The 24,635-nt window shown below is 63.6% G+C and carries 23 protein-coding genes; 17 read left to right on the top strand and 6 right to left on the bottom strand.

Translation table 11 applies throughout. The annotated features are described in order from the left end of the window. The first annotated feature begins 246 nt into the window (after positions 1-246). On the top strand, positions 247-2,757 hold the full coding sequence (gene uvrB / locus AC4NN3_RS08185) for an excinuclease ABC subunit UvrB (RefSeq protein ID WP_491926916.1): 2,511 nt from the start codon (positions 247-249) through the stop codon (positions 2,755-2,757). Positions 2,758-3,124: 367 nt separating this feature from the next. Here the strand turns inward: uvrB and AC4NN3_RS08180 are convergent, their stop codons facing one another. Further along, entirely contained in the window at positions 3,125-3,331 is a 207-nt protein-coding gene (locus AC4NN3_RS08180) for a hypothetical protein (protein ID WP_491926609.1), read from the bottom strand. A 470-nt stretch (positions 3,332-3,801) separates the two neighbouring features. Here AC4NN3_RS08180 and AC4NN3_RS08175 point away from each other — a divergent pair, with 470 nt between their 5' ends. The 5 genes from AC4NN3_RS08175 (at position 3,802) to AC4NN3_RS08155 (ending at position 7,367) form a co-directional block, all read left to right on the top strand. Then, on the top strand, positions 3,802-4,827 hold the full coding sequence (locus AC4NN3_RS08175; RefSeq protein WP_491926608.1) for a hypothetical protein: 1,026 nt from the start codon (positions 3,802-3,804) through the stop codon (positions 4,825-4,827). A 1-nt stretch (position 4,828) separates the two neighbouring features. Next, positions 4,829-5,896, top strand: coding sequence for a restriction endonuclease (locus AC4NN3_RS08170; protein WP_491926607.1), 1,068 nt, complete (start codon positions 4,829-4,831; stop codon positions 5,894-5,896). Positions 5,897-6,396: 500 nt separating this feature from the next. Continuing rightward, positions 6,397-6,591, top strand: coding sequence for a hypothetical protein (locus AC4NN3_RS08165; protein ID WP_193335144.1), 195 nt, complete (start codon positions 6,397-6,399; stop codon positions 6,589-6,591). A 44-nt stretch (positions 6,592-6,635) separates the two neighbouring features. Next, positions 6,636-7,064: an SH3 domain-containing protein gene (locus AC4NN3_RS08160; protein WP_491926606.1), complete on the top strand. Its 429-nt coding sequence runs from the start codon at positions 6,636-6,638 to the stop codon at positions 7,062-7,064. Between the two features lie 96 nt (positions 7,065-7,160). Continuing rightward, a complete protein-coding gene (locus tag AC4NN3_RS08155; RefSeq protein WP_491926605.1) occupies positions 7,161-7,367 on the top strand; it encodes a YgaP family membrane protein in 207 nt (68 codons plus the stop codon). Positions 7,368-7,370: 3 nt separating this feature from the next. Here AC4NN3_RS08155 and AC4NN3_RS08150 read toward each other — a convergent pair whose 3' ends face one another. Next, positions 7,371-7,946 carry an NAD(P)H-dependent oxidoreductase gene (locus AC4NN3_RS08150; protein ID WP_491926604.1) on the bottom strand — a complete coding sequence of 192 codons (576 nt, stop codon included), beginning with the start codon at positions 7,944-7,946 and terminating at the stop codon, positions 7,371-7,373. Positions 7,947-8,180: 234 nt separating this feature from the next. Between AC4NN3_RS08150 and AC4NN3_RS08145 the strand changes: the two genes are divergently transcribed. Then, the gene (locus AC4NN3_RS08145; RefSeq protein ID WP_491926603.1) at positions 8,181-8,687 is read left to right on the top strand and encodes a pyridoxamine 5'-phosphate oxidase family protein; all 507 of its coding nucleotides are present in this window, start codon (positions 8,181-8,183) and stop codon (positions 8,685-8,687) included. A 58-nt stretch (positions 8,688-8,745) separates the two neighbouring features. Beyond that, positions 8,746-9,108 carry an SH3 domain-containing protein gene (locus AC4NN3_RS08140; RefSeq protein ID WP_491926602.1) on the top strand — a complete coding sequence of 121 codons (363 nt, stop codon included), beginning with the start codon at positions 8,746-8,748 and terminating at the stop codon, positions 9,106-9,108. Positions 9,109-9,111: 3 nt separating this feature from the next. Here the strand turns inward: AC4NN3_RS08140 and AC4NN3_RS08135 are convergent, their stop codons facing one another. Beyond that, positions 9,112-9,597: an Lrp/AsnC family transcriptional regulator gene (locus tag AC4NN3_RS08135; RefSeq protein ID WP_491926601.1), complete on the bottom strand. Its 486-nt coding sequence runs from the start codon at positions 9,595-9,597 to the stop codon at positions 9,112-9,114. A 114-nt stretch (positions 9,598-9,711) separates the two neighbouring features. On the opposite strand from AC4NN3_RS08135, the gene AC4NN3_RS08130 reads away from it, so the two are divergent. The 7 genes from AC4NN3_RS08130 to AC4NN3_RS08100 all read left to right on the top strand — a co-directional run bounded on the left by AC4NN3_RS08130 (position 9,712) and on the right by AC4NN3_RS08100 (position 19,659). Next, a complete protein-coding gene (locus AC4NN3_RS08130) occupies positions 9,712-12,069 on the top strand; it encodes a thiamine pyrophosphate-binding protein (RefSeq protein ID WP_491926600.1) in 2,358 nt (785 codons plus the stop codon). Positions 12,070-12,390: 321 nt separating this feature from the next. After that, a complete protein-coding gene (locus AC4NN3_RS08125; RefSeq protein ID WP_491926599.1) occupies positions 12,391-14,007 on the top strand; it encodes a peptide ABC transporter substrate-binding protein in 1,617 nt (538 codons plus the stop codon). 70 nt (positions 14,008-14,077) lie between these two features. Beyond that, positions 14,078-15,835 (top strand): ABC transporter ATP-binding protein, encoded by a 1,758-nt coding sequence (locus AC4NN3_RS08120; RefSeq protein WP_491926598.1) that lies wholly within the window; start codon positions 14,078-14,080, stop codon positions 15,833-15,835. 10 nt (positions 15,836-15,845) lie between these two features. Then, positions 15,846-16,775 carry an ABC transporter permease gene (locus AC4NN3_RS08115; RefSeq protein WP_491926597.1) on the top strand — a complete coding sequence of 310 codons (930 nt, stop codon included), beginning with the start codon at positions 15,846-15,848 and terminating at the stop codon, positions 16,773-16,775. Next, positions 16,772-17,659: an ABC transporter permease gene (locus AC4NN3_RS08110; protein ID WP_491926596.1), complete on the top strand. Its 888-nt coding sequence runs from the start codon at positions 16,772-16,774 to the stop codon at positions 17,657-17,659. The genes AC4NN3_RS08115 and AC4NN3_RS08110 overlap by 4 nt, the downstream gene beginning before the upstream one ends. Position 17,660: 1 nt before the next feature. Further along, complete coding sequence (locus AC4NN3_RS08105; protein ID WP_491926595.1) at positions 17,661-18,869, top strand: aminotransferase class V-fold PLP-dependent enzyme; 1,209 nt, start codon at positions 17,661-17,663, stop codon at positions 18,867-18,869. A 61-nt stretch (positions 18,870-18,930) separates the two neighbouring features. Continuing rightward, a complete protein-coding gene (locus AC4NN3_RS08100; RefSeq protein ID WP_491926594.1) occupies positions 18,931-19,659 on the top strand; it encodes a FadR/GntR family transcriptional regulator in 729 nt (242 codons plus the stop codon). Positions 19,660-19,687: 28 nt separating this feature from the next. On the opposite strand, the gene hemH is transcribed toward AC4NN3_RS08100, so the two are convergent. The 3 genes from hemH to AC4NN3_RS08085 form a co-directional block, all read right to left on the bottom strand. Next, positions 19,688-20,713 (bottom strand): ferrochelatase, encoded by a 1,026-nt coding sequence (gene hemH, locus AC4NN3_RS08095; protein ID WP_491926593.1) that lies wholly within the window; start codon positions 20,711-20,713, stop codon positions 19,688-19,690. Positions 20,714-20,820: 107 nt separating this feature from the next. Continuing rightward, the gene (locus tag AC4NN3_RS08090; RefSeq protein WP_491926592.1) at positions 20,821-22,488 is read right to left on the bottom strand and encodes a HoxN/HupN/NixA family nickel/cobalt transporter; all 1,668 of its coding nucleotides are present in this window, start codon (positions 22,486-22,488) and stop codon (positions 20,821-20,823) included. 8 nt (positions 22,489-22,496) lie between these two features. After that, complete coding sequence (locus tag AC4NN3_RS08085) at positions 22,497-23,396, bottom strand: LysR family transcriptional regulator (RefSeq protein ID WP_491926591.1); 900 nt, start codon at positions 23,394-23,396, stop codon at positions 22,497-22,499. Between the two features lie 144 nt (positions 23,397-23,540). On the opposite strand from AC4NN3_RS08085, the gene AC4NN3_RS08080 reads away from it, so the two are divergent. Together AC4NN3_RS08080 and AC4NN3_RS08075 are read left to right on the top strand one after the other, a co-directional pair. Then, entirely contained in the window at positions 23,541-23,963 is a 423-nt protein-coding gene (locus AC4NN3_RS08080; RefSeq protein WP_491926590.1) for a MarR family winged helix-turn-helix transcriptional regulator, read from the top strand. A gap of 95 nt (positions 23,964-24,058) precedes the next feature. Further along, entirely contained in the window at positions 24,059-24,532 is a 474-nt protein-coding gene (locus AC4NN3_RS08075; RefSeq protein ID WP_491926589.1) for an SH3 domain-containing protein, read from the top strand. Positions 24,533-24,635: the final 103 nt, after the last annotated feature.

The following is a 24,635-nucleotide window of genomic DNA, read 5'->3' as shown; positions in this document are numbered from 1 at the left end:
GCGCCGCTCCTGACACCCCCTGTCAGCAGCCCTGTTCCCTCTGTGTTCGTTAGCGGTTAAGCTCAGCGGAACATTGCATTGGCGCGCGCCGTTCCCCATATGCGCTGCTCCCCCGACCCCCGGTGTCTTCCCATGGCCGACAAATCTGCCCGTCCGGGCAAAGCTGATTTTTCCATCGACGACTTCCTCGGCGAGATCGAGAAGGCCGAGGATATCCTGGCCAGCAAGCCGCTTTACGCCGAGCGCATGCGCAACAAGCGCGCGCTGGACCGGGCCGACCAGAAGGTCGCGGCCGATGCCGAGCAGGTGCTCGAGGATGCCCGCAAGGCGCTCGAAACCGCCGCCAGGAAGAAGACCGCGCTGGAAAAGCGCCGCACCACCAAGTCGTCCAACGACACCGCCACCGGCATGTCGGCCAAGTCGTCCAAGACCAAGATCAATTCCGTCGACCGCGTCGATTTCGACGGCATGGGCGAAAGCCCGCAGGCCGGCTTCGGCCATGTGCCCTCCACCGGCGCCAGCACCAGCCAGAATCCCGAAACCGAGGGCAAGCTGCGCACGGCCATGGCCAGCGCCAAGTCCAAGGCCGGCTCATCCCGCACCGTCGAGGGCGCCGAAACCGTCGGCGTCACCGCCACCGTCATGGCGCTCGAACAGATCATCCTGCATGGCCGCAAGGAGGTGGAAGGCAGTTCCCCCTGGGTGCCGCACAAGGCCCAGTCCAACCTCAAGCGCGATGCCGGCAAGCCCTTCCGCATGGTCACGCCCTATATTCCGGCCGGCGATCAGCCCACCGCCATTGCCGAGCTGGTGGAAGGCGTCAACAATGGCGAGAGCGACCAGGTCCTGCTCGGCGTCACCGGCTCGGGCAAGACCTTCACCGCGGCGCAGGTCATCGCCGCCACCAACCGCCCGGCGCTGATCCTGGCTCCCAACAAGACCCTGGCCGCCCAGCTCTATGGCGAGTTCAAGAGCTTCTTCCCCGACAATGCGGTCGAGTACTTCGTCTCCTATTACGACTACTACCAGCCCGAGGCCTACGTCCCGCGGACCGATACCTATATCGAGAAGGAATCCACCATCAACGAGCAGATCGACCGCATGCGCCACTCGGCGACGCGGGCGATCCTCGAGCGCAATGACGTCATCATCGTCGCCTCGGTCTCCTGCATCTATGGCATTGGCTCGGTCGAAGACTACACCGCCATGACCATCGACGTGCAGAAGGGCCAGAAGATCGACCAGCGCGAGCTGCTCGCCAAGCTGGTGGCACTGCAATACAAGCGCGGCGATACCGGTTTTGTGCGCGGCACCTTCCGGGTGCGTGGCGACACGGTGGAAATCTTCCCCGCCCACTATGAAGCCGCCGCCTGGCGCGTGTCCCTGTTCGGCAACGAGATCGAGTCCATCACCGAGTTTGACCCCCTCACGGGCAAGAAATCGGCCGACCTCACCTTCATCCGCGTCTTCGCCAATTCCCACCACGTGACGCCGCGCACCACGATGAACCAGGCCATCAAGGCGATTCGGCAGGAGCTCAATGCCCGCCTGCAGGAGCTCAACGGCGCCGGCCGGTTCCTCGAGGCCCAGCGGCTGGAACAGCGCAGCCTGTTCGATCTCGAAATGATGGAAGCCACCGGCTCCTGCGCCGGCATCGAGAACTATTCGCGCTACTTTTCCGGCCGCAAGCCGGGCGAGCCGCCACCGACCCTGTTCGAATATCTCCCTGACAATGCGCTCGTCTTCGTCGACGAAAGCCACGTCACCATCGGCCAGCTCGGCGCCATGTATCGCGGCGATCTCCGTCGTAAAGCAACATTGGCCGAATATGGCTTCCGCCTGCCAAGCTGCATGGACAACCGCCCGCTGCGCTTTGAGGAATGGAACGCCATGCGGCCGCAATCGGTCTATGTCTCGGCCACGCCGGGCAAGTGGGAAATGGAGCAGACCGGCGGCGTCTTCGCCGAACAGGTCATCCGCCCCACCGGCTTGATCGATCCCCCGGTCGAAATCCGCCCGGCCAAGAACCAGGTCGATGACGTGGTCGACGAGATCCGCCAGGTCAACAAGGCCGGCTACCGGACCCTGCTCACCGTCCTCACCAAAAAAATGGCCGAGGACCTCACCGAATATCTGCACGAGCAGGGCATTCGCGTCCGCTACATGCATAGTGACGTCGACACCATCGAGCGCATCGAAATCATCAGGGATCTCCGCCTCGGCGCCTTCGACGTGCTGGTCGGCATCAACCTGCTGCGCGAGGGCCTCGACATCCCCGAATGCGGCTTCGTGGCGATCCTCGACGCCGACAAGGAAGGCTTCCTGCGCTCGGAAACCTCCCTGATCCAGACCATCGGCCGCGCCGCCCGTAACGTCGACGGCAAGGTGGTCCTTTACGCCGACCGCATCACCGGCTCGATGGAGCGCGCGCTGGCCGAAACCGGCCGCCGCCGCGAAAAGCAGGTGGCCTATAACGAGGCCAACGGCATCACCCCCGCCTCGGTCCGCTCCAATATCCACGACATCGTCGACTCTGTTTACGAGCGCGACCACGTCACGGTATCGATCGGCAAAGGCCGCGACGGCAAGGAACGCGTTGAAGTCGGCGCCAACCTCGCCGCCGTCATCAAGGACATCGAAACCCAGATGCGCGAAGCCGCGACCAACCTGGAATTCGAAAAGGCGGCGCGGCTCAGGGATGAGGTCAAGCGCCTGCGGGAGATGGAGCTGGATACGCTGTCTGGCGAGGTGAACTAACCTCGCCAAGCGCACCGCCCCCCTTCTCCCCTTGAGGGACTATGGAGCGCGCCCATAGGGCCAGATTGGTCCGGTGGACCAATCTGAGCGGAAGAGGCCATGAGAGCTATGCTCGAATGGCGTGTGCCCGAAGGGCGGATGAGGGGTATCTTCTTGCGTCCCACCCACCGCCCGTCACCCTCGGGCATCCTCCGGCCTGACCCGAGGACCCGAGGGCTCTACACTTCCTGCACCTGCAATACCACCGGCCTTCCCCCACCCCCGATGTCATCCCGGCGCAGGCCGGGACCCATCCTGAGATGGTTGCGCGCCCGCGGAGCGTCGAGAGCATCCTTCAGTTCAAGGCTCGAAGACACCTCACCCGGCCCTACCGCCGCGACCACACCAGCGCCGCCACGCCCGCCAGCGCCAGCACCAGCCCGGCAATCGCCCAGAACAGGTCCGGCCCGGTCAGCGTCTCGCAATCGGCGACGCAGAGGATCGGCGGAATCGTCACCAACCCCAGCCCCTGCACCAGCCACAACAGCCCGAGCAGTACCGCGATGACGCCGAAGATACGCAAGAACCAGCGCATATGTGTGTCTCCAATCTTATGCGAGCCTGAGTCTAGCATTCCCGCCGCCGGTCGTAAGCCGAAGCTCCGATGCGGCCGGCCGGCCGCTACGCCCCATCATCAATTCAGCCTAAGACCATCCTTGGCGATAAACAGCGATGAGGCCCGCAGGTCCTAGCCGTCAACGACCACTTGGATGGCTACTCAATAAACTGGAAGGATGTTACTAGCAGTATCAGGTCGGGGGGGCACAATTGGATCAGAAAGAAAAAGGCGCTTGGCTTCTAGCTCATTCTCGAAAGCTAGACCTCGCTACGGGCGCTAACCGGTTCGAGAATATACACTTCTCAGGCACCGTGGGCAGACTGTTGAACGTACTACGTCGCGAGACCAACGGGGCTCAGTCAATTGAGGTTCCTGCTGCCACGGTCCAACATCTATGCCAGTTAAATGGAATCACAGTAAGCGCTCGCAGAGAAGGCCTACGTCTGTTGGTCCAGCAGGGCATGGTTAGCGTTGGCACCGATGGGACTGTAGAAGTCTTAGGCGCCACAACGAGAATTGTTCTGGAAACAACGGCGGCAATTTTTGAGGAAAACAATACATCCGACGAGCAGGCAATATTAGCGACGTCTGCCGCCATTTCTGATCGACCAGAAGACCGAGCAGAAATACAACAACGCATTTCAGACGAATTCCATTTGGCATCGAGCCACGTATCAGGGCTTTTGGACGTCGCAAAAGACGCCGCACTAATAGACCAAGAACAATATCGCGATAAAGTTATACTGTTTAGCCAAAATCTATTTAGAGATGCCGCTGTTGCTAAGAAGGCGTACTACCTTCTGCAGTCGCTTCCCGAGGGAGAAGCGGTGAAGATTAACGAGGTACGCGAAATGCTGGAAAAGTCGGGCGCAACTTATGAGGCGGACGTTATTCGCATACTTGGTCGCGATTTATTCGAACGCCTATTGAGCGTGGGATTCTTGGACAGGATGGAAGTCAACAATAGCACGGAGGGCGTTGGGTATGTCGCATCGCCAACTGCCTTTCAGCGTTATGGACGTCCGTTTGAAGAAGACCCAGTGGATGACGCAAAGGCGTTGCTGGCCTCGTTCACGTACGGAATGGAACGAAGCAGCTATACTCGCGGCCAAATATCCCTCCCGAAGCTGCTGATAAGAAAGCTGGTCAATGGAGGGGTAGTTGGCGACGAGAAGCCCGTTAGAGCGATTGGCGAGGACTACAAAGAGGTAGAACGTCGAGGCGTGATCCAAGTCATCCCCGCAGGCGCTGGCCGATTTAGGATGAAACTCCTGAAGAAAGATGTGGGAGAATTGGCGCTGGCCATCATAGAGGGGAAAAATGCCGCCGAAGAATCGTTGACACTCGGCACGACACCGGCACGCTCCTTTAAGGGACCGGAAGATAGTAGGTCAGAAGTGCGACAACGCAAAACTGTCAATGACCAGCGCTTCGTGACTGATGCCCTGGAAAGTATTAGGACCGGAGACTGAGATGGCGGCAGGGAAAGGCGAAACTCTCGAAGAGCTGGTTCGAGAATTTTTCAATCAGGAGGGCTACTTCGCCGTCAGAAGTGTGCCTTTTAAGGCCCAAGGAAACGCTGTTACCGATATTGATGTTTGGCTCTACCGGCGGCTCGGAAGCGCTAGGTCGCGGTCCATCATTGATGTGAAATCTAAGAAGTCGCCGCGCGCTTTTGAGAGAGTTTTGTGGGTTACAGGACTGAAGACCATACTATCTGCGGACAGGGGGATTATTGCCACCACCGATGGCAGCGATGCCGCGAACCGATTTGCTGCAGAGCATGGGATCCACCTGATTACACGCGCGACAATTGCGACGGAATCCGTCCATAGCGCTCTCGCTACGAGACTCAGCCTAGAGGACTTCCAACAGCAAATACGTTCCTACGAATCCCAAAAAATTGACGGAGATTGGATTGCTCGACTTGAGGACGCACGTTCTTCGCTGATCAGCGGCAATGCGTTTCAGGCTTTTAATAAGTCCGCAAATCACTTTCGGTTTTTTGCTGAGCGGCTGATTACTAGGCCACAACATCGGAACATTGCGCTGCGCTGTATGCTGCAGGCCGCAGGAGTATGTTGTGTGGCGCTTGATATGGCCCTTCAGCCGGTGGAGTTTTCTACTGATCAGGAACGCCAAGAATTTATTCTGCGCGGTGTCATATATGGGGAAAGCAACTCTGGCAGGGTTGTGTCCCTTTTGAATCGTGTTTTGAACTTGGTGTCTTCGAGCATCGACAACGGCGAGGTGATACGAAACAAAATAGTCAAAAGTCTTGACGCGCAGTTTTCAGATCTGCGCGCAGATATTATCGCAGAATATTTCTCATCCAGAGAAAGATCAAACGATCTATTTGAGGCAGCCAGGAGTTTTGACAAAATATCATTTGGAATGGGCGATGTATTAATTTCATCCATGCCTGCAAACGCAAGATCAATATTGGGTATTATGTGCGATTTTTCAGCAATTCCTCGCCATAAGGTTTTCTCCGAGGGGCAGAAAGACACGCAAAGTGGTGGCCAAGGACTACTTCTGTAGTTCTTCTACCGTCAGATCGCCTCACACGGCACCCCGTCGCTGTCGCTGTCCAGCAGTGCGCCCCAGCTACAATTCGCCAGATACCACCGCGCCTCATCGCTGGTCCCGTCCGGTGCAATATTGCCGCCGCGGGCAGGACGCGTCACTGCCGCGCTGCGTCCCCTCTGGCGTGACTGGTTCTGCACCGGGGCGGCATAGACCGGATTGGGTACCTGCGCCGGCACGGCGCGTGCCGGCGCCGCCGGCCGGGCCGGCGCGACGGGCTCGGCATCGCAGTTTGCCCCCTCCTTCCCAAGCCCACCTGCTCCCTCTCCCTCTGCCCTCCTCCCCGCTCCCCTCTCCCTCCTCCCCCAAGCCCCCTTCCACCCACGCCTCCCGTTCTGCAAATGGGTCCTAATTGCATCTAGCAGCCGCCCTCCCCGCTTGTGATCAGCATCCCCCTCGACTCCCGATTGCCCCCGCGCTAGAACATAAAGGGAACATAACCTGTCGAGGTCATCATGCACATCTTCACCACCGAACTGGCCGGCCGCACCGGCCGCGCGCTGCCGCTGACCCTGGCCGAGGCCAGCCAGATGGCCGAGGCCGGCTTCCGCTTTGCCGAGTTCAATCCCGAATATAACCGCTACCGGCTGAGCCAACCCTATGAGCTGGTGATGATTCCCGAGCGCAACCTGCTGACCATCAGACAATGACCGCCCGGCTTGCCTTTGGCGCGCCAATGGGTGCAGGTGAGGCCATGCGCCATTCCGCCGCCCTGTTGCTGCCCGTCCTGCTGCTCGCCGCCGCGCTCCAGAACGCCCCGGCTTTGGCCGCCCAGACCGCCACGGTCAGCGGCAGCCCGGCGCTGCATGCCGGCCCCGGCCCCGATTTTGCCGCGACGGGCAAGACCCTGCCGCCCGGCGCCACGGTCACGATCGAGCGCTGCAGCAGCGATCTCGTGGGCAGCAGCAGCGCACCGGGCCGCGTGCCCTCGGCGCCCGGCGCCGGCGACTGGTGCCTGGTGCGCGGCGCCGGCTGGGTCGCGGCAGAGGGCTTGGTCAATCTCTCGGCCGATCCGCTCAGCCTGCTGCCGGCGGGTGACGGGCTCGATCCGCTCGATGCGCTGGGCGACACCACCCCGGCCTGGGACGATCCGACCCCCGATTTCGGTACCCCGGCCGAGTGAGCGTGCCGGCGCCACTGCCGGCGCTCTTTGTTCCAGATCAAGGCGGGTGCCCGCCGTCCTGCTAGCATGGGCCATCGTCAATGCGAGGAAACCGCCATGTTCAAGATCAATGAAGGCCGCACCGACCGCATCCTGCGCGTGGTTGTCGGCATTGCCCTGCTGGCCGCCTTCTTCGCCTTTCCCGATGCCGGCTGGCGCTGGTTCATGCTGATCGGCCTCGTGCCGCTGGTCACCGGCCTCGTCGGCACCTGCCCGCTCTATATGCTGCTGGGCATCAATACCTGCCCGACCCGCCGCAGCTGACCGCTAATCCGGTTTTGCCGCGATCTGCCGCACCTTTTCCAGCCAGGCGTCGCGCTGCGCCGCCGTGCTGGTCCTGACCTCGGCAAAGCGCGTCACTGTCACCGGCTTGATGCCGCAATAGCCAAGCACGGCATGCTTGACCATGCGGACATCCGAATTGTGATAGGCCAGAGCCGTCCAGTAATTGGGCGCGTCGGCGGTGATGAACAATTGCCCGCTGCGCCCCTTGAGCAGCTTGTCCCAGAGCGGGTCCTTGTCATGCGGCGCGAAGGCCTGGCCGGGCAGCAGCGTGCGGTCAAAAAACCCCTTGAGCAAGGCCGGCACCGATCCCCACCAGGCCGGATAGACGATCACCCAGCGCTCACACCAGTCGATCAGCCTTTGCGCCTCGACCAGGTCGGGCTCGAGCGGCTGGATCGCCTTGTAGCCCTGGTGCAGGATCGGATCGAACGCCATCGTCGCCAGATCCTGCCGCTGCAGGTCATGCCCCGCCGCCAAAGCCGCCGCCTGATAGGTATCGGCAATGCCGTTGCACAGGCTCGTGCGATCGGGATGGGCCATCAGCAGATAGATGCGCATGCGCGACTCCTTGGCTTTGCCGCCAGAATAGTCCTGCCAGCCCCTATGTCATTGAGCCAGAACAAATTTAGTCATCATGCGTTCATAGTGGTGACCAAATGGCGGCAAAACCCGCCCGCGCCGGGGCCGCACCAGAACCTGTCCCCGCGCCTGGATCACTGCAGCGCCAAAAATATCCCCGGCAACCAGATTCCTCCCCACCCGTTTGTCTGTCAGACAGCCAAGGAGACCATCATGGTCAAGCCGCACCACGACAATGACAAGACGCCAGAAGAAGTCCAGGACCGCATCTGGGAGCTGGCCGACAAGATCGATATCTGCATGTTCACCACCTGGGATGGCGAGCGCCAGCGCAGTCGCCCGCTCTCGGCCCGCGTCTTCCGCGAGGATCACGCCATCTATTTCCTGGTCGACCAGGAAGGTCACAAGAACGAGCAGGTCGAAGCTTTCCCTTATGTTTCAATGGCCTGGGTCGACAGCTCCGGCCACAAATATGCGGTGATTTCCGGCCGCGCCAAGCTCAGCAATGACCGCGCCCAGATCACCGAACTCTGGAGCGACTGGGACAAGGCCTGGTGGGACGATGCCAATGATCCCGCCATCCGCCTGCTCACCGTCACCCCCGAGGATGGCGAGCTCTGGGACAGCCCCAATCAGCTGGTCTCGACCGCCAAGATGGCCTTTGCCGCCCTGACCGGCAAGGCGCCCGACATGGGCGACAATGCCAAGGTCGATCTCTAGACCCTTGAAACCACCGCGCCGCTGGCGCATTGGACATCTGAACGCTTCGGAGACCCCCATGCGCCAGCGCCTGCTCATCGCCACCGCCCTGCTCGCCGCCACGCTGCTGCCGGCCCAGGCCATGACCATTACCGCCCGCGTCGCCGGCGGTAATATCGCCATTCATGCCGGGCCCAGCGACCGCTACGAGATCGTCGGCCGCGTCGCCGACGGCACCGAAATCCCCATCGACCGGTGCACCCAGAGCGACTCCGACTCCCGCCGCGGCAGCTGGATCGGCGATGCCGGCTATTCCTTGCGCGGCCGCGACGCCACCCTCTGGTGCCACATTCCCGATACCGGCTGGGTCATGCGCAGCAACATTGTCGGCCGCGGCCTCGTCAACGTCACCCCGCCCGATTTCGACGGCCCCGGCTGGTAAAGCCTAGAGCGGCAGCACGCGCGACTGCTTGATCTGCCCCAGCGAAAAGCTGCTCTCGATCGAGGCGACGCCGGCAATCTGCGTCAGCCGCGCCCGCAGGAACCGCTCATAGGCCTCGAGATCGGCGCAGACCACGCGCAGCAGGAAGTCGAACTGCCCGGTCATCAGATAGCATTCCATCACCTCCGGCCAGCGCCCGATGGCGGCGCCGAAGGCATCGAGCTCCTCGGCCCGCTGCCGTTCCAGCTTGATCGAGATGAACACCGAAACCGGTAATCCCACAGCTTTCTGGTCGACGCTGGCGCTGTAGCCGGCAATAATCCCCGCCTGCTCCATCTGCCGTATCCGCCGCAGGCACGGCGACGCCGACAACCCCACCAGCTCGGCAATCGCCTGCACCGTCATCCGCCCGTCCGCCTGCAGGGCGCCGAGGATCTTGCGGTCGATCGCCGTCAGCGCCATGGGCGCGATTTTGGTCGTTTCCGCCATTCATGCCGCCATTTCTGCGCATTTCCTGCGCTTGTCCGCCAATATGGCCGCAGAATAGACAGGATTCACCGCGCGGCAAGGTGCAATGTCAGACAACTGCCGAGGGAGCAAAGCATGGACCGGATCAAGACCATCGAGGCGCTGACGCGCAAGGCGCTCTGGCTCTCCAACTGGATGGTACACCATGCCAACCACATCCGGCCCAATACCGACGGCGTCAAGGTCGGCGGCCACCAGGCCAGTTCCGCCTCCATGGCGGCGATCATGGCCGCGCTCTATTTCGGCGTGCTCCGTCCCGAGGACCGCGTCGCCGTCAAACCCCATGCCTCCCCGGTCTTTCATGCCATCCAGTATATCTTCGGCAAGCAGAGCGTGGATAAGCTGGAAAACTTCCGCGCCTTTGGCGGCGCCCAGTCCTATCCAAGCCGTACCAAGGATACCGACGACGTGGATATCTCCACCGGCTCAGTCGGTCTCGGCGTCGCCTTCACCGCCTTTGCGTCGCTGATCCAGGACTATGTCCGCGCCAAATCCTGGGCCGACACCTCTCGCCCCGAGGGCCGCATGGTCGCCCTGGTCGGCGATGCCGAGCTCGACGAGGGCAATGTCTATGAATGCCTGCTCGAAGGCTGGAAGCATGGCCTGCGCAATACCTGGTGGGTCATCGACTATAACCGTCAGAGTCTGGACGGCGTCGTCCGCGAAGGCCTCTATGACCGCATCGAGGCCATCTTCCGCGCCTTCGACTGGCAGGTGGTCACCCTCAAATATGGCGCCCTGCAGCGGGCCGCCTTTGCCGAGCCGGGCGGCGACAAGCTCAAGGCCTGGATCGATGCCGCTCCCAATGCCATCTATTCCGCCCTGATGTTCCGCGGCGCCGCCGCCTGGCGCGAACGCCTCAATGACGAAATCGGCGATCAGGGCGATGTCAGCGCGCTCCTCGCCCGCCGCAGCGACGCGCAGCTGGCCGAGCTGATGGGCAATCTGGGCGGTCACTGCACGCAGAGCCTGCTCGAGCAGTTCGAAGCCGCCGCCGCCAGCGACAAGCCCACGGTCTTCATCGCCTATACCGTCAAGGGCTGGGCCACGCCTTTGGCCGGCCACAAGGACAACCATGCCGGCCAGATGACCGGCGCCCAGATGGACACCTTGCGCCAGTCCATGAATGTCCGCGAGGGCCATGAATGGGACAAGTTCGAGGGCCTCGACGATCCCGCCGCCATCGAATCCTTCCTAGCCGCGGTCCCCTTCAACACCACCGCCTCCCGTCGCCACACCTCGCCCGCCGTGCCCACCATCGGGCCCCAGTTTGTCGGCACCGGCCCCACCTCGACCCAGACAGCCTTTGGCAGGATCCTCGACGCCATCGCCAAGACCGATAGCGAACTCGCCCGCCGCATCATCACCACCTCGCCCGACGTCACCGTCTCGACCAATCTGGGCACCTGGGTCAACCGCCGCCACCTCTATGCCCAGCGCGACATGGTCGACGTGTTCCAGGCCGAGGCCATTCCCAGCGCCCAGAAATGGCGCTTCACCCCCGAGGGCCAGCATCTCGAACTCGGCATTGCCGAGATGAACCTCTTCCTCGCGCTCGGCGCCGCCGGACTCAGCCATTCCCTCTTCGGCGAGCGCCTGCTGCCCATCGGCACGCTCTACGATCCGTTCATTTCCCGCGGCCTCGATGCCCTCAACTACGCCTGCTACCAGGATGCGCGCTTCCTGCTGATCGGCACGCCCTCGGGCGTGTCGCTGGCCGGCGAAGGCGGCGCCCACCAGTCCATTGCCTCCCCGCTGATCGGCATGTCCCAGGATGGCCTGGCCAGTTTCGAGCCGGCCTTTGCCGACGAACTGTCGGTGATCATGGATTGGGCCTTCGACTATATGCAGCGCTCTGGCGATGCCCGCCCCGATCTGGCCGACTGGCCGCGTGATGTCACCGGCGGCTCGGTCTATCTGCGCCTCTCCACCCGATCCATCGAGCAGCCGCCCCGCAGCGTCGACCAGGCCCTGACTACCGGCATCATCCGCGGCGCCTATTGGCTCAAGCCCCCCACGCCGCAATGCGAAGCGGTCATCGCCTATCAGGGCGTGCTGGCCAGCGAGGCCATCGCCGCTGCCGCGGCCATTGGTGGCGACCGCCGCAATGTCGCGGTGCTGGCCGTCACCTCGGCTGATCGCCTCAACGCCGGCTGGCACGCGGCGCAGCGCGCCCGCCTGCATGGCGACCAAGCTGCCACCAGCCATATCGAAACCCTGCTCGCCGATATTCCGCATCGGACCGGCCTTGTCACCGCCATCGATGCCCATCCCGCCACGCTGGGCTGGCTGGGCAGCGTCCGCGGCCACCGCACCATCACCCTGGGCGTCGAGCATTTCGGCCAGACCGGCACCGTCAATGACCTCTATGCCCATTTCGGCATCGGCGCCGAGGCCATCGCCACCGCGCTGCGCGTCAGCATGGGACGCTGAAGATGCTCGTTCGAGCGCCCTCGGCAAAGCTCCCGGGCCTGTTGAATGGCCTCATCAGGCGCTCTCGACGGGCTGCATGCCAGACCACCATCTGCCCATTTCCGCATCGCCCACCCATCCGGCGATAGAAAATGAGCAACCTATCCACAGACCGGCTTGCCAAGCGGAAATGGATTTGTCAGACATATGTCATTGGGCAGATTTCGAGGGGAATTCGGGTCTGTCGATCGCAGCGCCAGCTGCGCAAGCAATCGACCGGTGCCTGATGGCGCCGGCACCGAGGGAACGTCGACAATTGGCTCTGCAAGGAGGGAGTCTGCAATGAAGACACTATTGAAAATCGCCGGGGCATTGGCTGTCGCGACGGCCATGACCGCGCCCATGACCCTGCCGTCGCTGGCCCAGACCACCATCGTCGCGCCGGGCCAGTCCACCTCGGGCACCTATATGGACTACATGAAAACGGTCTATGCCCGGGCCACCTTTGCCGAGCTGCTGCAGGTGCCGATTGCCACCTTCGACAAGGAATTCGAGCTGACGCCGATGGCGGCCGAAAGCTGGAGCCAGTCCGAAGACGGCCTGACCTGGACCTTCAAGCTGCGCCCGGGCCTGGTCTGGTCCGATGGCGAGCCGCTGACCGCCGAAGACTATGTCTTTGCCCTGCAACGCGCCGCCACCGGCGGCTATGATTTTGCCTGGTACTGGGATTTTGCCGGCGGCATCAAGGGCTGGAAGGAAGTCACCGAAGGCACCGCCGACGTCTCCACCCTCGGCCTCAAGGCCGTCGATGACCTGACCATCGAAGTCACCACCGTCGCCCCCAAACCCTATCTGCCATCGGTCACCAGCCTCTGGTACCCCGTGCCCAAGCATGTCGTCGACAAGCTCGGTGATGACTGGGCCCTCAATGTCGATACCATCGTTTCCTCCGGCCCCTTCGATCTCGAGAGCTGGGAAAAATCCAACAACTCGGTCGTGCTGACCAAGTCCGACACCTATACCGGTCCCTGGCAGGCCCAGATCGACCGTCTCGAAGTCGATCCGAGCCTGGGCGCGCCTGAAGTCGGCCTGCCCGCCTTCCTCGCCGGCGACGCCGACTATTCCTTCCTCAATACCGGCCAGGTGCCGGTCGCGACCCAGCGCTATCCCGATGGCATCCGCAAGAACGCCGTCTTTGCCACCTCCTACATTTCCTACGATCTGGATTCGGCGCCCTTCAACGACGAGAATGTCCGCAAGGCCTTCTACTACGCCGTCGATCGTGCCGAGCTGACCTCGACGGTCCTCAAGGACATCGCCATCCCGGCCGGCTCCATCCTGCCGCCCGGCTATCCTGGCTACAATGAGACCGTGGTGGCCCAGGCCACGTTCGATCCCGAAAAGGCCAAGCAGTTCATGGCCGATGCCGGTTTCGCCGACGGCGCCGGCTTCCCGGAAATCGAGATCTGGTATCGCGAAGAGGGCGGCTATAACGGCGCCATCATCCCGGCCATGGCGCAGTATCTGCAGGCCGAGTTCAAGGACGTTCTGGGCATCACCATGAACATCCGTGTCCTGCCCGGCGCCGAATGGATGGACGGTCTGCGCAACAAGACCAACAACATCTTCATCGCGCCCTATGAGTACGACTATCTCGATCCGTCCAACTTCTACGGCATCTTCTTCAATGGCGGCCGCCACGGCTACCACATTCCCGAATATGACGCGCAGGTCTCCCAGGCCGACTCCGAGAGCGACTGGGACACCCGCTACAAGCTCTATGCCGATGCCGAGCAGATCATGATCGACCAGGCGCTGATCGTGCCGCTCGTGCACCCCATTACCATCGCCGTCATCTCCGATGAACTCGGTGGCGATGCCTCCACGCCCAACGCCCTGGGCTTCACATCGCTCGATCGCCTTGGCCACTACTTCTTCACTCACCTGACCAAGCAGTAGTCACGATCGCGCGCCGCGCTCCCTGGTTCCCAAGGCCAGGGAGCGCTTCCCTACCCAGCAAGGCCAGCCCATGCCCCTTCTCGACATCAAAGACCTGCGGGTCAGTTTCAGCCAGTATGGCGGCCAGGTCGATGCGGTGCGGGGCGTCAGCTTTTCCCTCGAGGAAGGCGAAAGCCTCGGCATTGTCGGGGAATCCGGTTCGGGCAAGTCGGTCAGCTGCAGCGCCCTGCTGCGCCTGCTGCCCGCCACTGCCCAGGTCAGCGCCACCACCATGATGCTCGACGGCATCAACGTGCTCAAGGCCGGCAAGGAAGACCTGGCGCGTCTGCGCGGCCGCTCCGCCGCCATGATCTTTCAGGATCCGATGACCGCCTTCGATCCGGTCTTCACCATCGGCCACCAGATCTGCGAAACCATCCAGGCGCACCGGCCCGCCACCAAGCGCGACGCCCTGGCCGAGGCCGAGCAGCTGCTGCTGCGCGTCGAGATCAAGAACGCCAAAGACGTCCTAAACTTCTATCCCCATCAGCTCTCCGGCGGCATGCTGCAACGTGCCATGATCGCCATGGCCCTGTCCTGCCGCCCCAAGATCCTGATTGCCGACGAACCCACCACCGCCCTCGACGTCACCATCCAGGCCCAGATCCTCTACCTGATCAAGAAGGTCCAGGCCGAGTTCGGCATGGCCCTGATCATGATCACCCACGATCTCGGCGTCATCGCCGAGACCGTCGACCGGGTCCTGGTCATGTATGGCGGCGAGGTCATGGAAGAGGGGCCGGTGCAGCAGATCTTCGACGCGCCGCAACACGATTACACCAAGACCCTGCTGGCCAGCCTCAATGCCAGTTTCGCCCCCTCGGGCGATCTCGACGCTGCCGCCGCCCCGGCACTTGAACTGCGCGGCCTCGCCAAGACCTATCGCATCGGCCGCCGCAGCGGCTTTGTCACCAGCCATACCGATTTCCACGCCGTGCGCCCGCTCGATATCGTGCTGCCGCGCAACCGCATTGTCGGCCTGGTCGGCGAATCCGGCTCGGGCAAGACTACCACCGGCATGATGGCCATGCGCCTGACCGAACCCAGCGCCGGCCAGGTCCTGGTCGATGGCGCCGACATCACGACGATGGATGCCACCGCGCTCAAGAGCTACCGCCGCCGCATGCAGATCGTCTTCCAGGACAGCTATTCCGCCCTCGATCCGATGATGACCCTGGGCCAGATCATCGCCGAGCCGCTGCATATCCATGGCATCGGCACCCCGCGCGAACAGCGGGAGAAAGCCCTGGACTGGCTCGAACGCGTCGGCTTGCCGCGCAATTTCGGCTCCCGCTATGCCCATGAACTCTCGGGCGGCCAGCGCCAGCGCGTCGCCATTGCCCGCGCGCTGATCCTCGAACCCACCGTTCTTGTCGCCGACGAGCCGACCTCTGCCCTCGACGTCACGGTCAAGGCCCAGATCATCGGCCTGCTCAAGCAGCTGCAGGCCGAAATGGGCCTCTCGATCCTCTTCATCAGCCACGATCTTTCGACCGTCAAATCGCTCACCGACAGCGTTGTGGTCATGTATCGCGGCCGCGTGGTCGAGGAGGCCCCCACCGCTTCCATCTTCGCCGATCCACAGCACCCTTATACCCGCGCTCTGCTCGACGCGATCCCGGCCGCCAATCCGCGCGACCGCCGCCAGCGCAGCTTTCTGACCGCCGACGAACTCGCCGCCGCCACCCCGCGCTACACCACCATCCAGACGGGCCTGGCCCCCAATGCCGCGCCCCATCTGGTCACCATCGCCCCCAACCACCGCGTCGAAGCGCTGGTGACGACATGAGGACAAGCGCATGATCTCCTTCATCCTTCGCCGCCTCGTCTCGGTCGCCGTCACCTTCATCGTCGTGTCGCTGATCATCTTCTTCATGATGCACGCCATTCCCGGCGGCCCCTTTGACGCCAATGACATGCCGGTCTCGGCCGCCGTGCGCGACAAGCTGATGGCCAATCTCGGCCTCGACCAGCCGCTCTATGTCCAGTATTTCCGCTATATGTGGGGCGTGCTGCACTTCGATTTCGGCGTGCCCTATCAGAGCCCCGGCGATACCGTCACCGGCCTGCTCTCGCGCGCCTGGGTGCCCAGCCTGGTGCTGGGCGGCCTCGGCGTGCTGATCGGCGCCCCGCTCGGCATTCTGCTGGGCATGGCCGCCGCGCTCAACCGCAACACCTGGATCGACTACTTGGCTTCGACGGTCGCCACCTTCGGCCTGACCATTCCGGTCTTTGTCACCTCCATGCTGCTGATCCTGATCTTTGCCGTGTGGCTGCAATGGCTGCCGGCCAGCGGCTGGGGCAAGCCCGAGCGCTGGATCCTGCCGATCTCCGCCTATGCCCTGATCCCGCTGGCCACCTATGCGCGCTATACCCGCTCGGCCATGCTCGACACCATCAACCGCCCCTTCGTCACCGTGCTGCGCGCCAAGGGCCTCAGCGAACGTCGCATCATCTTCCAGCACGTACTGCGCAACTCGGCCATTCCGCTGGTCACGGTCTTTTTGCCCATGTTCATCGGCACCGCCACCGGCTCGATCTTTGTCGAGGCCATGTTCCGCGTGCCGGGCCTGGGCGCCTATTTCGTCTCCTCCATCGAGACGCGCGACTATCCGCTCGAAATGGCACTGATGCTGATGATCACCTTCATGTACTGCATCGCCTACCTGCTCAGCGACATCGTCTATGCCCTGATCAATCCGCGCATCCGCGTGGGAGGCGGCCAATGACCACCGAGCCCCTCGCCGCCCCCGCCGCCTACCGCCACCGCAGCCCGCTCTGGTTTGCCTGGCAGCGCTTTTCCGGCAACAAGGCCGCCATCGTGGCCGGCGTGGTGCTGGCCGTGCTCATCCTGATGGCCATCTTTGCCCCGCTGATCACCCCGGCCCCGCCCGAGGCCCAGCTCTTTCTCACCGAGGCCCTGGCCTTTCCCTCGGCCCAGCACTGGTTTGGCATCGATAGCCTGGGCCGCGATTTCTATACCCGCATCGTCTATGGCGCCCGAGTCTCGCTGACCATCGGCTTCACTGCCGCCCTGTTCAGCGTCGTCATCGGCATTCCGCTCGGCGCCCTGGCCGGCTATTTCGGCGGCAAGACCGACTGGTTCATCATGCGCGTCATCGAGCTCTTCTCGGTGGTACCGCCTTTGCTGGCCGCCATGCTGCTCGGCGCCCTCACCCGCGGCGGCTATTTCACCATCGTGCTGATCGCCGCCCTCTTTGGCTGGGTGCAGGTCTGCCTGCTGGTCCGCGCCCAGATCAAGGCCATGCGCGACAAGGAATTCGTCCGCGCCGCCCAGGCTTTGGGCGCCACGCCCTGGTACATCATCCGCCGCCACCTCATTCCTAATTCGATCTCCCCCATCATCGTCGGCTTCGTGCTCGCCATACCCCTCGCCATGATGCTCGAGGCCAGCCTCAGCTTCCTGGGCATCGGCGTGCCGCCGCCCACCCCAACCTGGGGCCAGATGATCAATGAGGGCATCGATTTCATGTTCTTCTACTGGCACCTCGCGCTCTTCCCCACCGCCGCCCTCGCCATCACCGTGCTGGCGACGACCCTCTTTGGCGACGGCCTGCGCGATGCTCTCGATCCGACCTTGAAAGGCCGCTGACGTGTCCGAAAATCTTGCCCGGCAGTTCCTCCTCCGCGAGGATGTCGTCTTCCTCAACCACGGCTCCTTCGGCGCCTGCCCACGCCCGGTCTTTGAGGCCTATCAGGCCTGGCAGCTCAAGCTCGAGGGCCAGCCCGTCGAGTTCCTCGGCCGCGACCTCACCGAGCACATGCGCCGGCCGCGCATCGCCCTGGCTGCCGAACTGGGCACCAGCCCGGACAATCTCGTCGGCCTGACCAATGCCACGCTCGGGCTCAACATCGTCGCGCAGTCGCTCGATCTCCAGCCCGGCGACCAGATCCTGACCACCGACCACGAATATTCGGCGCTGGAAAAGACCTGGGCCTATGTCGCCCGCCGCACCGGCGCCGAGATCGTCGTCGTCACCGTGCCCCTGCCCCTCACCTCAGAGGCCCAGTTCACCAAGGCCGTCATCGCCGGCATGACCGAGCGCACCAAGGTGCTCTTCCTCAGCCACATCACCTCACCCACCGCTCTGCTCTTCCCCATCGAGGCGGCCATCGCCGAAGCCCGCAGGCGCGGCATCTGGAGCGTCATCGACGGCGCCCATACCCCCGGCCATATTCCGCTGGCCCTCGACGAGCTGGGCGCTGATTTCTATGCCGGCAACTGCCACAAATGGATGATGGCGCCCAAGGGCTCGGCATTCCTCCATGCCCGCCCCGAGGTGCAGCACCTGATCAACCCGCTGGTCATCAGCCACGGCTGGACCGCCCAGTCCAAGGAACCGGGCGCCAAGGGCGCCTTCGGCAATTCCCCCTTCATCGACGAGCTCGAAATGCAGGGCACGCGCGACCCCTCGCCCTGGCTTTCCGTCACCGCCGCGCTCGATTTCCGCCGTGCCAATGGTTGGACCGGCGTGCAGGAGCATTGCCAGGCCCTGGCCCAGGACACCGCCCACCGCCTGGCACTGCTGACCGGCCTCACCCCGCTCAGCAGCCCGCCCTTTTCGGCCCCGCAAATGGTGGCCATGCCGATCCCCGAATGCGACGTGGATCAGCTCAAGCTCGACCTGCTCGACAAGTACAATATCGAAATCCCGGTCTTCAAATGGCAGGACACCTGCATCTGCAGGCTCTCGGTGCAGGGCTACAATTCCAAGCCGCAGGTGGACCTGCTGTTGCAAGCGCTGACCGACCTGCTGCACTTGCGGGCCCCCGCCCCCCGCCAGTCTGCACTGCACGGCTGACAAATCAGCCAAACTGTGATGTGTGGAGGAATTGCTTGCTGAGGCCAGGAGAATCAGGCGCGTGCGACCACAGAGTGCCCTGAGTTACCTCGAGCCGCTGGAAACCCGCACGCGCGGCGTGGCGGTGCTGGACGCGCTGGCCGACATGGTCGAGCGCTCCGGCCTCAAGATCGGCGATCGCCTGCCGCCTGAAGTCTCGCTGGCGGCGACGCTCGGCGTGGGCCGCTCCACCATCCGGGAGGCACTCAATCGCTGGGAGGGCCTGGGCATCATCCGCCGCCGCCGCGGCGACGGCACCTATCTCTCCGCCCGCGTGCAGACCTCGCGCGGCCTCGTGCCCACCATGGTGCGGCTCGAAGGCGAAGCTCTGCTGCGCCTGATGGAAATTCGCCGCACGCTGGAAAACGACGTCGTCCGCAAGGCCACTATTGCCGCCACCCCGGCCCAGCGTCGGCAGGTTTCCGTGCTCTGCGACGTGCTGCTGGCCGACGTCGACGCAGGCCGCCCCTGGCGCAAGGCCGACCACGCCTTTCACGGCGCCATCTACGACGCCTCGGGCAATCCCATGTACGGCCAGATCCTCGCCAATCTTGACCGCGCCCTCGAGCGCGGCGGCACCTCGCCCTTCGGCGCCGACGATTTCGGCCTGGCCTCTTTCCCCATCCACCGCGACCTGGCCGATGCCGTCGCCGCCGGCGACCCCGACCGCGCCGTCGCCACCATCAACGCCATGCTCGACATCGTCGAAGACGAAGTCCGCGCCATCATCGGCGAAGGCAAGCTGAGCTAAGGACCAGCCTCAGCCGGCTTGCGGCCGGTCAGAGCCAGCCCTGCAGCTCCCGCCGCACCATGTCTTCGATCATGTCCATGCCGCCCGGGCTGTCGTTGAGGCACGGAATATAGGCAAAGTTCTCGCCCCCCGCCTCCATGAAGAGATGGCGGCCTTCAACCGAAATTTCTTCCAGCGTCTCGATGCAGTCGGCCGAAAAGGCCGGCGCCAGGATGGCCACCTTCTTGATGCCCTTGCCCGGCAGCGCTTCGAGCGTCTTGTCCGTATAGGGCTCCAGCCACTTGGTCGGGCCGAAGCGGGACTGGAACGTCACCATCAGCTTTTCCTTGGGCCAGCCGAGATATTCCCGCACCAGCCGCGTCGTCTTGTAGCACTGGCAATGGTAGACATCGCCGCGCTCGAGATAGGTCACCGGCATGCCGTGATAGCTGGTGATCACCACATCCGGCTCGAAATCGAGCGCCGCCACGCCGTCGCGGATCGAATTGCCGAGCGTCTCGATATATTTGGGATCTTCGAAATAGGCCGGCATGGAGCGCACCGCCGGCTGCCGGCGCATGGTCTTGAGCACGTCAAAGGCCTTGTCATTGGCCGTGGCCGTCGTCGTCGCCGAATTCTGCGGATAGAGCGGCACGAGGAGGATCTTGGTGCAGCCGGCGGCGACCATCTTTTCCAGCACGCTCTGCGTCGATGGATTGCCATAGCGCATGGCAAAATCGACCATCACATTCTCATGCCCCGCCATCCGCTGCGCCAGCGCGGCGGTCTGCTTGCGGGTGATCACCAGCAGCGGGCTGGCATTGTGTTCCTTGTCCCAGATCGAGGCATAGGCCTTGCCGCTCTTTTGCGGCCGTACGCTCAGGATCACCAGGTTGAGCAGCGGCCACCACAGCCAGCGCGGCGTCTCGATCACCCGCTGGTCGCTGAGGAATTCCTGCAGATAGCGCCGCACGCTCCAGTAATCGGTGGCGTCGGGCGTCCCCAGATTGAGCAGCAGCACGCCGATTTTCTGCGGCAGGACGGCGGGATGATTGGGCGGGAGGTGTTCGGACATGGGGCGCCAGTTTGGAGGGGTTCTAGGCTGGCGGGCACCATAGCCGCTTCAGGCCGTCGCGCAAGGCGGCGATGGGTCGCGCCGCTCCCGGTGATCCGATCCCGGGTTTAGAGGCTCGCCATCAGCAGCACCACGCCAAATCCCAGCACCGCCACGGCAGCCGCCAGCTCAAGCCACCAGACGATCCCGGCGGTCACCGGGTTATCGACACCGCCTATGCGCGCCGCCATGCCCTTGGCCGTCACCGCCAGCGTCGCCAGCGCGGCCACGGTGATCGCCGTACCAATCCCCATCAGGAACACCGCCGCAATGCCGGCCAGCAGCAATCCCTGCGACAGGGCAAAGACCAGCACCACCAGCGCCCCCGAACAGGGCCGCAGCCCCACCGCCAGCACCACGCCGAGCTGTTCCCGCCAGGAGCCGGTCGTCACCGCCGGCGGCACGATATGCAGGTGGTCGTCATGGCCATGGTCATGATCATGATCATGATGGTCATGCCCGCCATGATGATCATGTGCCTGCGCGGTCTCGCCATGCAGATGGCTATGCGCCTTGTGTGCCAGATCACTCTTGGGCGCCGGGTGGTGATGATGGCCCCAGCCGAACAGCTTGCGGGCGATCAGCCACAGGCCCAGCAGCGCCACCATGGCGTAGGAGGCGATGCCGATCCAGTTGGCCGCATTGTCCATGGCCAGACTCGTCATGCCCAGCAGTCCGGCGGCCACCAGTACGAACACCACCGCGACGCTTGATTGCAGCATGGCCGACAGCGCGCTCAGCAGCACGCTGCGCCGCAGCTGGGTTTCATTGGCCAGCACATAGGAGGAGATCACCACCTTGCCATGGCCCGGCCCGGCAGCGTGCAGCACGCCATAGACAAAGCTCAGCCCGCCCAGCACCCAGAACGCCGTCCAGTCGCTGCGCAGCGCATTGAGCGCCTCGGTCAGCGCCCGGTAGAAGTCGCGCTGCTGCGTCGCTAGCCAGCCGAAAAAGCCGGTGCGCGGCAGGTTGAGCCCCACCTCGGCGGGTGGCCCGCCAAACGGCGTAGCCGGCCGCGCTTCTGCCACCGCTGTCACGGCCTCGAGCGCCGATGCCGGTACTGCTGCGGCGGCGCCATCACATTCGATGACGATCACTCCCTGCGTGCCACGCAAAGCCGCCGCCAGGTCGGGCGGCAGGTCCATGACATCGGGGCCCAGCGCATAAAGGCGCTCGGCGACCTCGTCGGCCATCTCCTTGGGCGGCTCCAGCACCACCCCGCAGCCCGCCGGCGCGTTGACCAGGGTCACCGCGCTGGGGTCGATGAAAGTGATCGCCACGTAATAGTCCGGGTCATAGACGCCCAGCTCGAACCGCTTCCCCACCAGGGCCGGCTGGGTCGCCGTCAGCGAATAGCTGAGCGTTGTATGGCCATCGGCATAGACCATGCGCTGGTCACCGGCCGGGGTGAACGCCATCGGGGCGTCGGCATCGCCGGCATAGGTGTAGAAATCGAACTCGGCCAGGCCGGTCATATTCTCGTCGGCCAGTTCCTGCAGCTCGTCCGGGCTCGTCTCGCGATCACCATCGACGTCGAGGCCCTGGATCACCCAGGCCGAGAACGCCGTGTCAAAGGTCCAGTCATGGCGCAGGCCGACCACCGCGCCACTGTCATCGAAGGTAATGCTGACCCTGGCGTCGATCAGGATATGCGGATGCGCCATCGCCGGCGCGGCCAGTGCCACAAGGCCCAATGCGGCGCCGGCCAGCCGATGTCCGAAATTCCCAAGATGCACGCGATATCCTAGTGAATGGGGTGGGTCTGAAACCAGTCCACCAGATGATCGATCAGTGCCCGCACCTTGCCCGCCAGATGCCGGCGATGCGGATACACTGCCTGCAACGTCTGTCCGGTCGGCAGGAAATCGGTCAGCACCGGCACCAGCTCGCCGGTGGCGATCACCGGCTCGGCCAGATAGGACGGCAATACGACAAATCCGAGGCCCATCATCGCCGCCTTGCGCGCCGCCAGCGGTGAATTCACCCGCAACGGCCCGTTCACCGGCACCGAAATGGTCTTGCCATCCTCGACAAAGCGCCAGTTCGATTGCCCCTGCAGGTTGACGTCGACGATGCAGGGCACCTGCCGCAGATCTTCGGGATGCTTGGGGGTGCCATGGCGCTTGAGCAGGTCCGGCGCCGCCCCGACGATGACATGCATATTGGCGATCTTGCGAGCAATCAGCGAGGAATCGGCCAGCGTCGAAATCCGCAGCGCCACGTCGATCCCTTCATCGACTAGGTCGACATAGCGATCCTCCAGCCGCAAATCCAGCGTCACCTTGGGATGCTTGCGCAGATACTCAAAAATGGCTGGCGCCAGCGTGTCCTCGCCGAAATTGCGCGGCGCCGACACCCGCAGCAGGCCGCGCGGCTCGGCCGTCTGGTCGGTAATGGTGGCATCCAGGTCATCGAGCTGCTGCAGCAGCGCACTGGCTTCGCGATAATAGCCCTCGCCCGCCTCAGTCAGACTGAGCTTGCGCGTCGTCCGGTTCATCAACCGGACGCCCAGATAGTCCTCAAGGTCGGTGACATATTTGCTGAGCAGCGCCTTGGAGCGGCCATGCTGCCGCGCTGCGGCAGAAAAGCCACCGGAATCAAAGACCTGAACGAAGGCGCGAATGCGTGCGAGGTCTTGCGTCATGCCACCATGTTCACCAGATCATTGCAATCCAGTCATAACTCACCTGCATCAGGTGAACAATATCCCGCCTTGGTCCTTGCACGATTAACGATAGACTGGAACCGCAATCGACGCGCACAAGGAGTTCGGACTATTTTCCCACTCATGTCCAAACCCTCATCCCGTTCCACGCTTTACCGCCTGATCCAGGCCGGCCAGCTGGCCCATCGCGCCCTGTTGCTGCCGCTGGCCGAGCGTGGCCTGGAACCGGGCGACGACGCCATCCTGTTCGAACTCGGTCGTGCCGGCGCCACCGAGAGCGAACTGGCCGCCGAACTGGGCTTGTCCGATGCCGGCTTGGCCGACCGCCTGTCGCGCCTGATCGACCGGGGTCTCGTTGTCCGTCAGGCAGTGGGCCCCGAACTGGCAAATGGCGTCGCGCTCAGCGATCGCGGCGTGCGCATCCGCAACAGCCTGGCGGACCACTGGGCCCAGCTCGAAGAGGCGCTGATGGGCGAACTCAAGCCCAAGCAGCGCCAGAAGCTGGGCGAGCGGCTCAAGCGTTTCGTCGACCTGCTCACCTTCTGACCGCCAGGCCAACGCGCCATTCAGCTTGGGTTCAGGCGCCAGGGTGTTCTCTGCGTCCACGGGCATCAAAGCCTTTCAGGGATAAGGAGATCACTATGGCTCTGAGCAAGAAAATCATCACCGGTGGCCTCGCCGTCCTGGCCTTCGTCGCCAGCGCCGCCGCTGCCACCGCTGCCCCCGCCTATGCGACCGGCAACGTCAATGTGCGGTCCGGCCCGGGCACCCATTATGGCGTCATCGATGCGCTGCGCCGCGGCGAGCAGGTCGACGTCCAGCAGTGCCGCGGCGGCTGGTGCTATGTGGAAAAGCGCGGTCCCGACGGCTGGGTCTCGGCCAATTACCTGGCCCGCGACAGCCGTGGCGGCTGGGACGACGACGACTACTGGGATCGCACCCCGCCCCGTTGGCATCCGCGGCCACCGCGCTGGAACCCGGCCCCACCGCCACCGCCCTATTGGGGTGACCGGCCGCACCGCCCTTATCCCGGCTATGGCTTCCCCAGCCGTCCGCATTCCGGCGGCAATGTCTGCGTCAATGGCCCCAATGGCTATTTCTGCATTGGCAACTGAGCCATACTGACAACCGATCCATGCCAGGCGCCGCTCCCTTGGGGGCGGCGTTCTGTTTTCCGGACATGGGCAGATCGCTGCGCCCGCAGCCATGGTGATCCTG

It is taken from the genome of Devosia sp. MDV22-iso42 (assembly GCF_058629155.1).
The sequence above is the reverse complement of the archived record's forward strand: the minus strand, read 5'-3'. Positions and strand labels throughout refer to the sequence as shown.

What these genes read in the sequence shown, in the direction of transcription:
- uvrB (WP_491926916.1), top strand. Translation starts at nt 247, where the DNA reads ATGCGCAACAAGCGCGCGCTGGACCGGGCCGACCAGAAGGTCGCGGCC.
- AC4NN3_RS08180 (WP_491926609.1), bottom strand. Translation starts at nt 3,331, where the DNA reads ATGCGCTGGTTCTTGCGTATCTTCGGCGTCATCGCGGTACTGCTCGGG.
- AC4NN3_RS08170 (WP_491926607.1), top strand. Translation starts at nt 4,829, where the DNA reads ATGGCGGCAGGGAAAGGCGAAACTCTCGAAGAGCTGGTTCGAGAATTT.
- AC4NN3_RS08165 (WP_193335144.1), top strand. Translation starts at nt 6,397, where the DNA reads ATGCACATCTTCACCACCGAACTGGCCGGCCGCACCGGCCGCGCGCTG.
- AC4NN3_RS08160 (WP_491926606.1), top strand. Translation starts at nt 6,636, where the DNA reads ATGCGCCATTCCGCCGCCCTGTTGCTGCCCGTCCTGCTGCTCGCCGCC.
- AC4NN3_RS08155 (WP_491926605.1), top strand. Translation starts at nt 7,161, where the DNA reads ATGTTCAAGATCAATGAAGGCCGCACCGACCGCATCCTGCGCGTGGTT.
- AC4NN3_RS08150 (WP_491926604.1), bottom strand. Translation starts at nt 7,946, where the DNA reads ATGCGCATCTATCTGCTGATGGCCCATCCCGATCGCACGAGCCTGTGC.
- AC4NN3_RS08145 (WP_491926603.1), top strand. Translation starts at nt 8,181, where the DNA reads ATGGTCAAGCCGCACCACGACAATGACAAGACGCCAGAAGAAGTCCAG.
- AC4NN3_RS08140 (WP_491926602.1), top strand. Translation starts at nt 8,746, where the DNA reads ATGCGCCAGCGCCTGCTCATCGCCACCGCCCTGCTCGCCGCCACGCTG.
- AC4NN3_RS08135 (WP_491926601.1), bottom strand. Translation starts at nt 9,597, where the DNA reads ATGGCGGAAACGACCAAAATCGCGCCCATGGCGCTGACGGCGATCGAC.
- AC4NN3_RS08130 (WP_491926600.1), top strand. Translation starts at nt 9,712, where the DNA reads ATGGACCGGATCAAGACCATCGAGGCGCTGACGCGCAAGGCGCTCTGG.
- AC4NN3_RS08125 (WP_491926599.1), top strand. Translation starts at nt 12,391, where the DNA reads ATGAAGACACTATTGAAAATCGCCGGGGCATTGGCTGTCGCGACGGCC.
- AC4NN3_RS08120 (WP_491926598.1), top strand. Translation starts at nt 14,078, where the DNA reads ATGCCCCTTCTCGACATCAAAGACCTGCGGGTCAGTTTCAGCCAGTAT.
- AC4NN3_RS08115 (WP_491926597.1), top strand. Translation starts at nt 15,846, where the DNA reads ATGATCTCCTTCATCCTTCGCCGCCTCGTCTCGGTCGCCGTCACCTTC.
- AC4NN3_RS08110 (WP_491926596.1), top strand. Translation starts at nt 16,772, where the DNA reads ATGACCACCGAGCCCCTCGCCGCCCCCGCCGCCTACCGCCACCGCAGC.
- hemH (WP_491926593.1), bottom strand. Translation starts at nt 20,713, where the DNA reads ATGTCCGAACACCTCCCGCCCAATCATCCCGCCGTCCTGCCGCAGAAA.
- AC4NN3_RS08085 (WP_491926591.1), bottom strand. Translation starts at nt 23,396, where the DNA reads ATGACGCAAGACCTCGCACGCATTCGCGCCTTCGTTCAGGTCTTTGAT.
- AC4NN3_RS08080 (WP_491926590.1), top strand. Translation starts at nt 23,541, where the DNA reads ATGTCCAAACCCTCATCCCGTTCCACGCTTTACCGCCTGATCCAGGCC.
- AC4NN3_RS08075 (WP_491926589.1), top strand. Translation starts at nt 24,059, where the DNA reads ATGGCTCTGAGCAAGAAAATCATCACCGGTGGCCTCGCCGTCCTGGCC.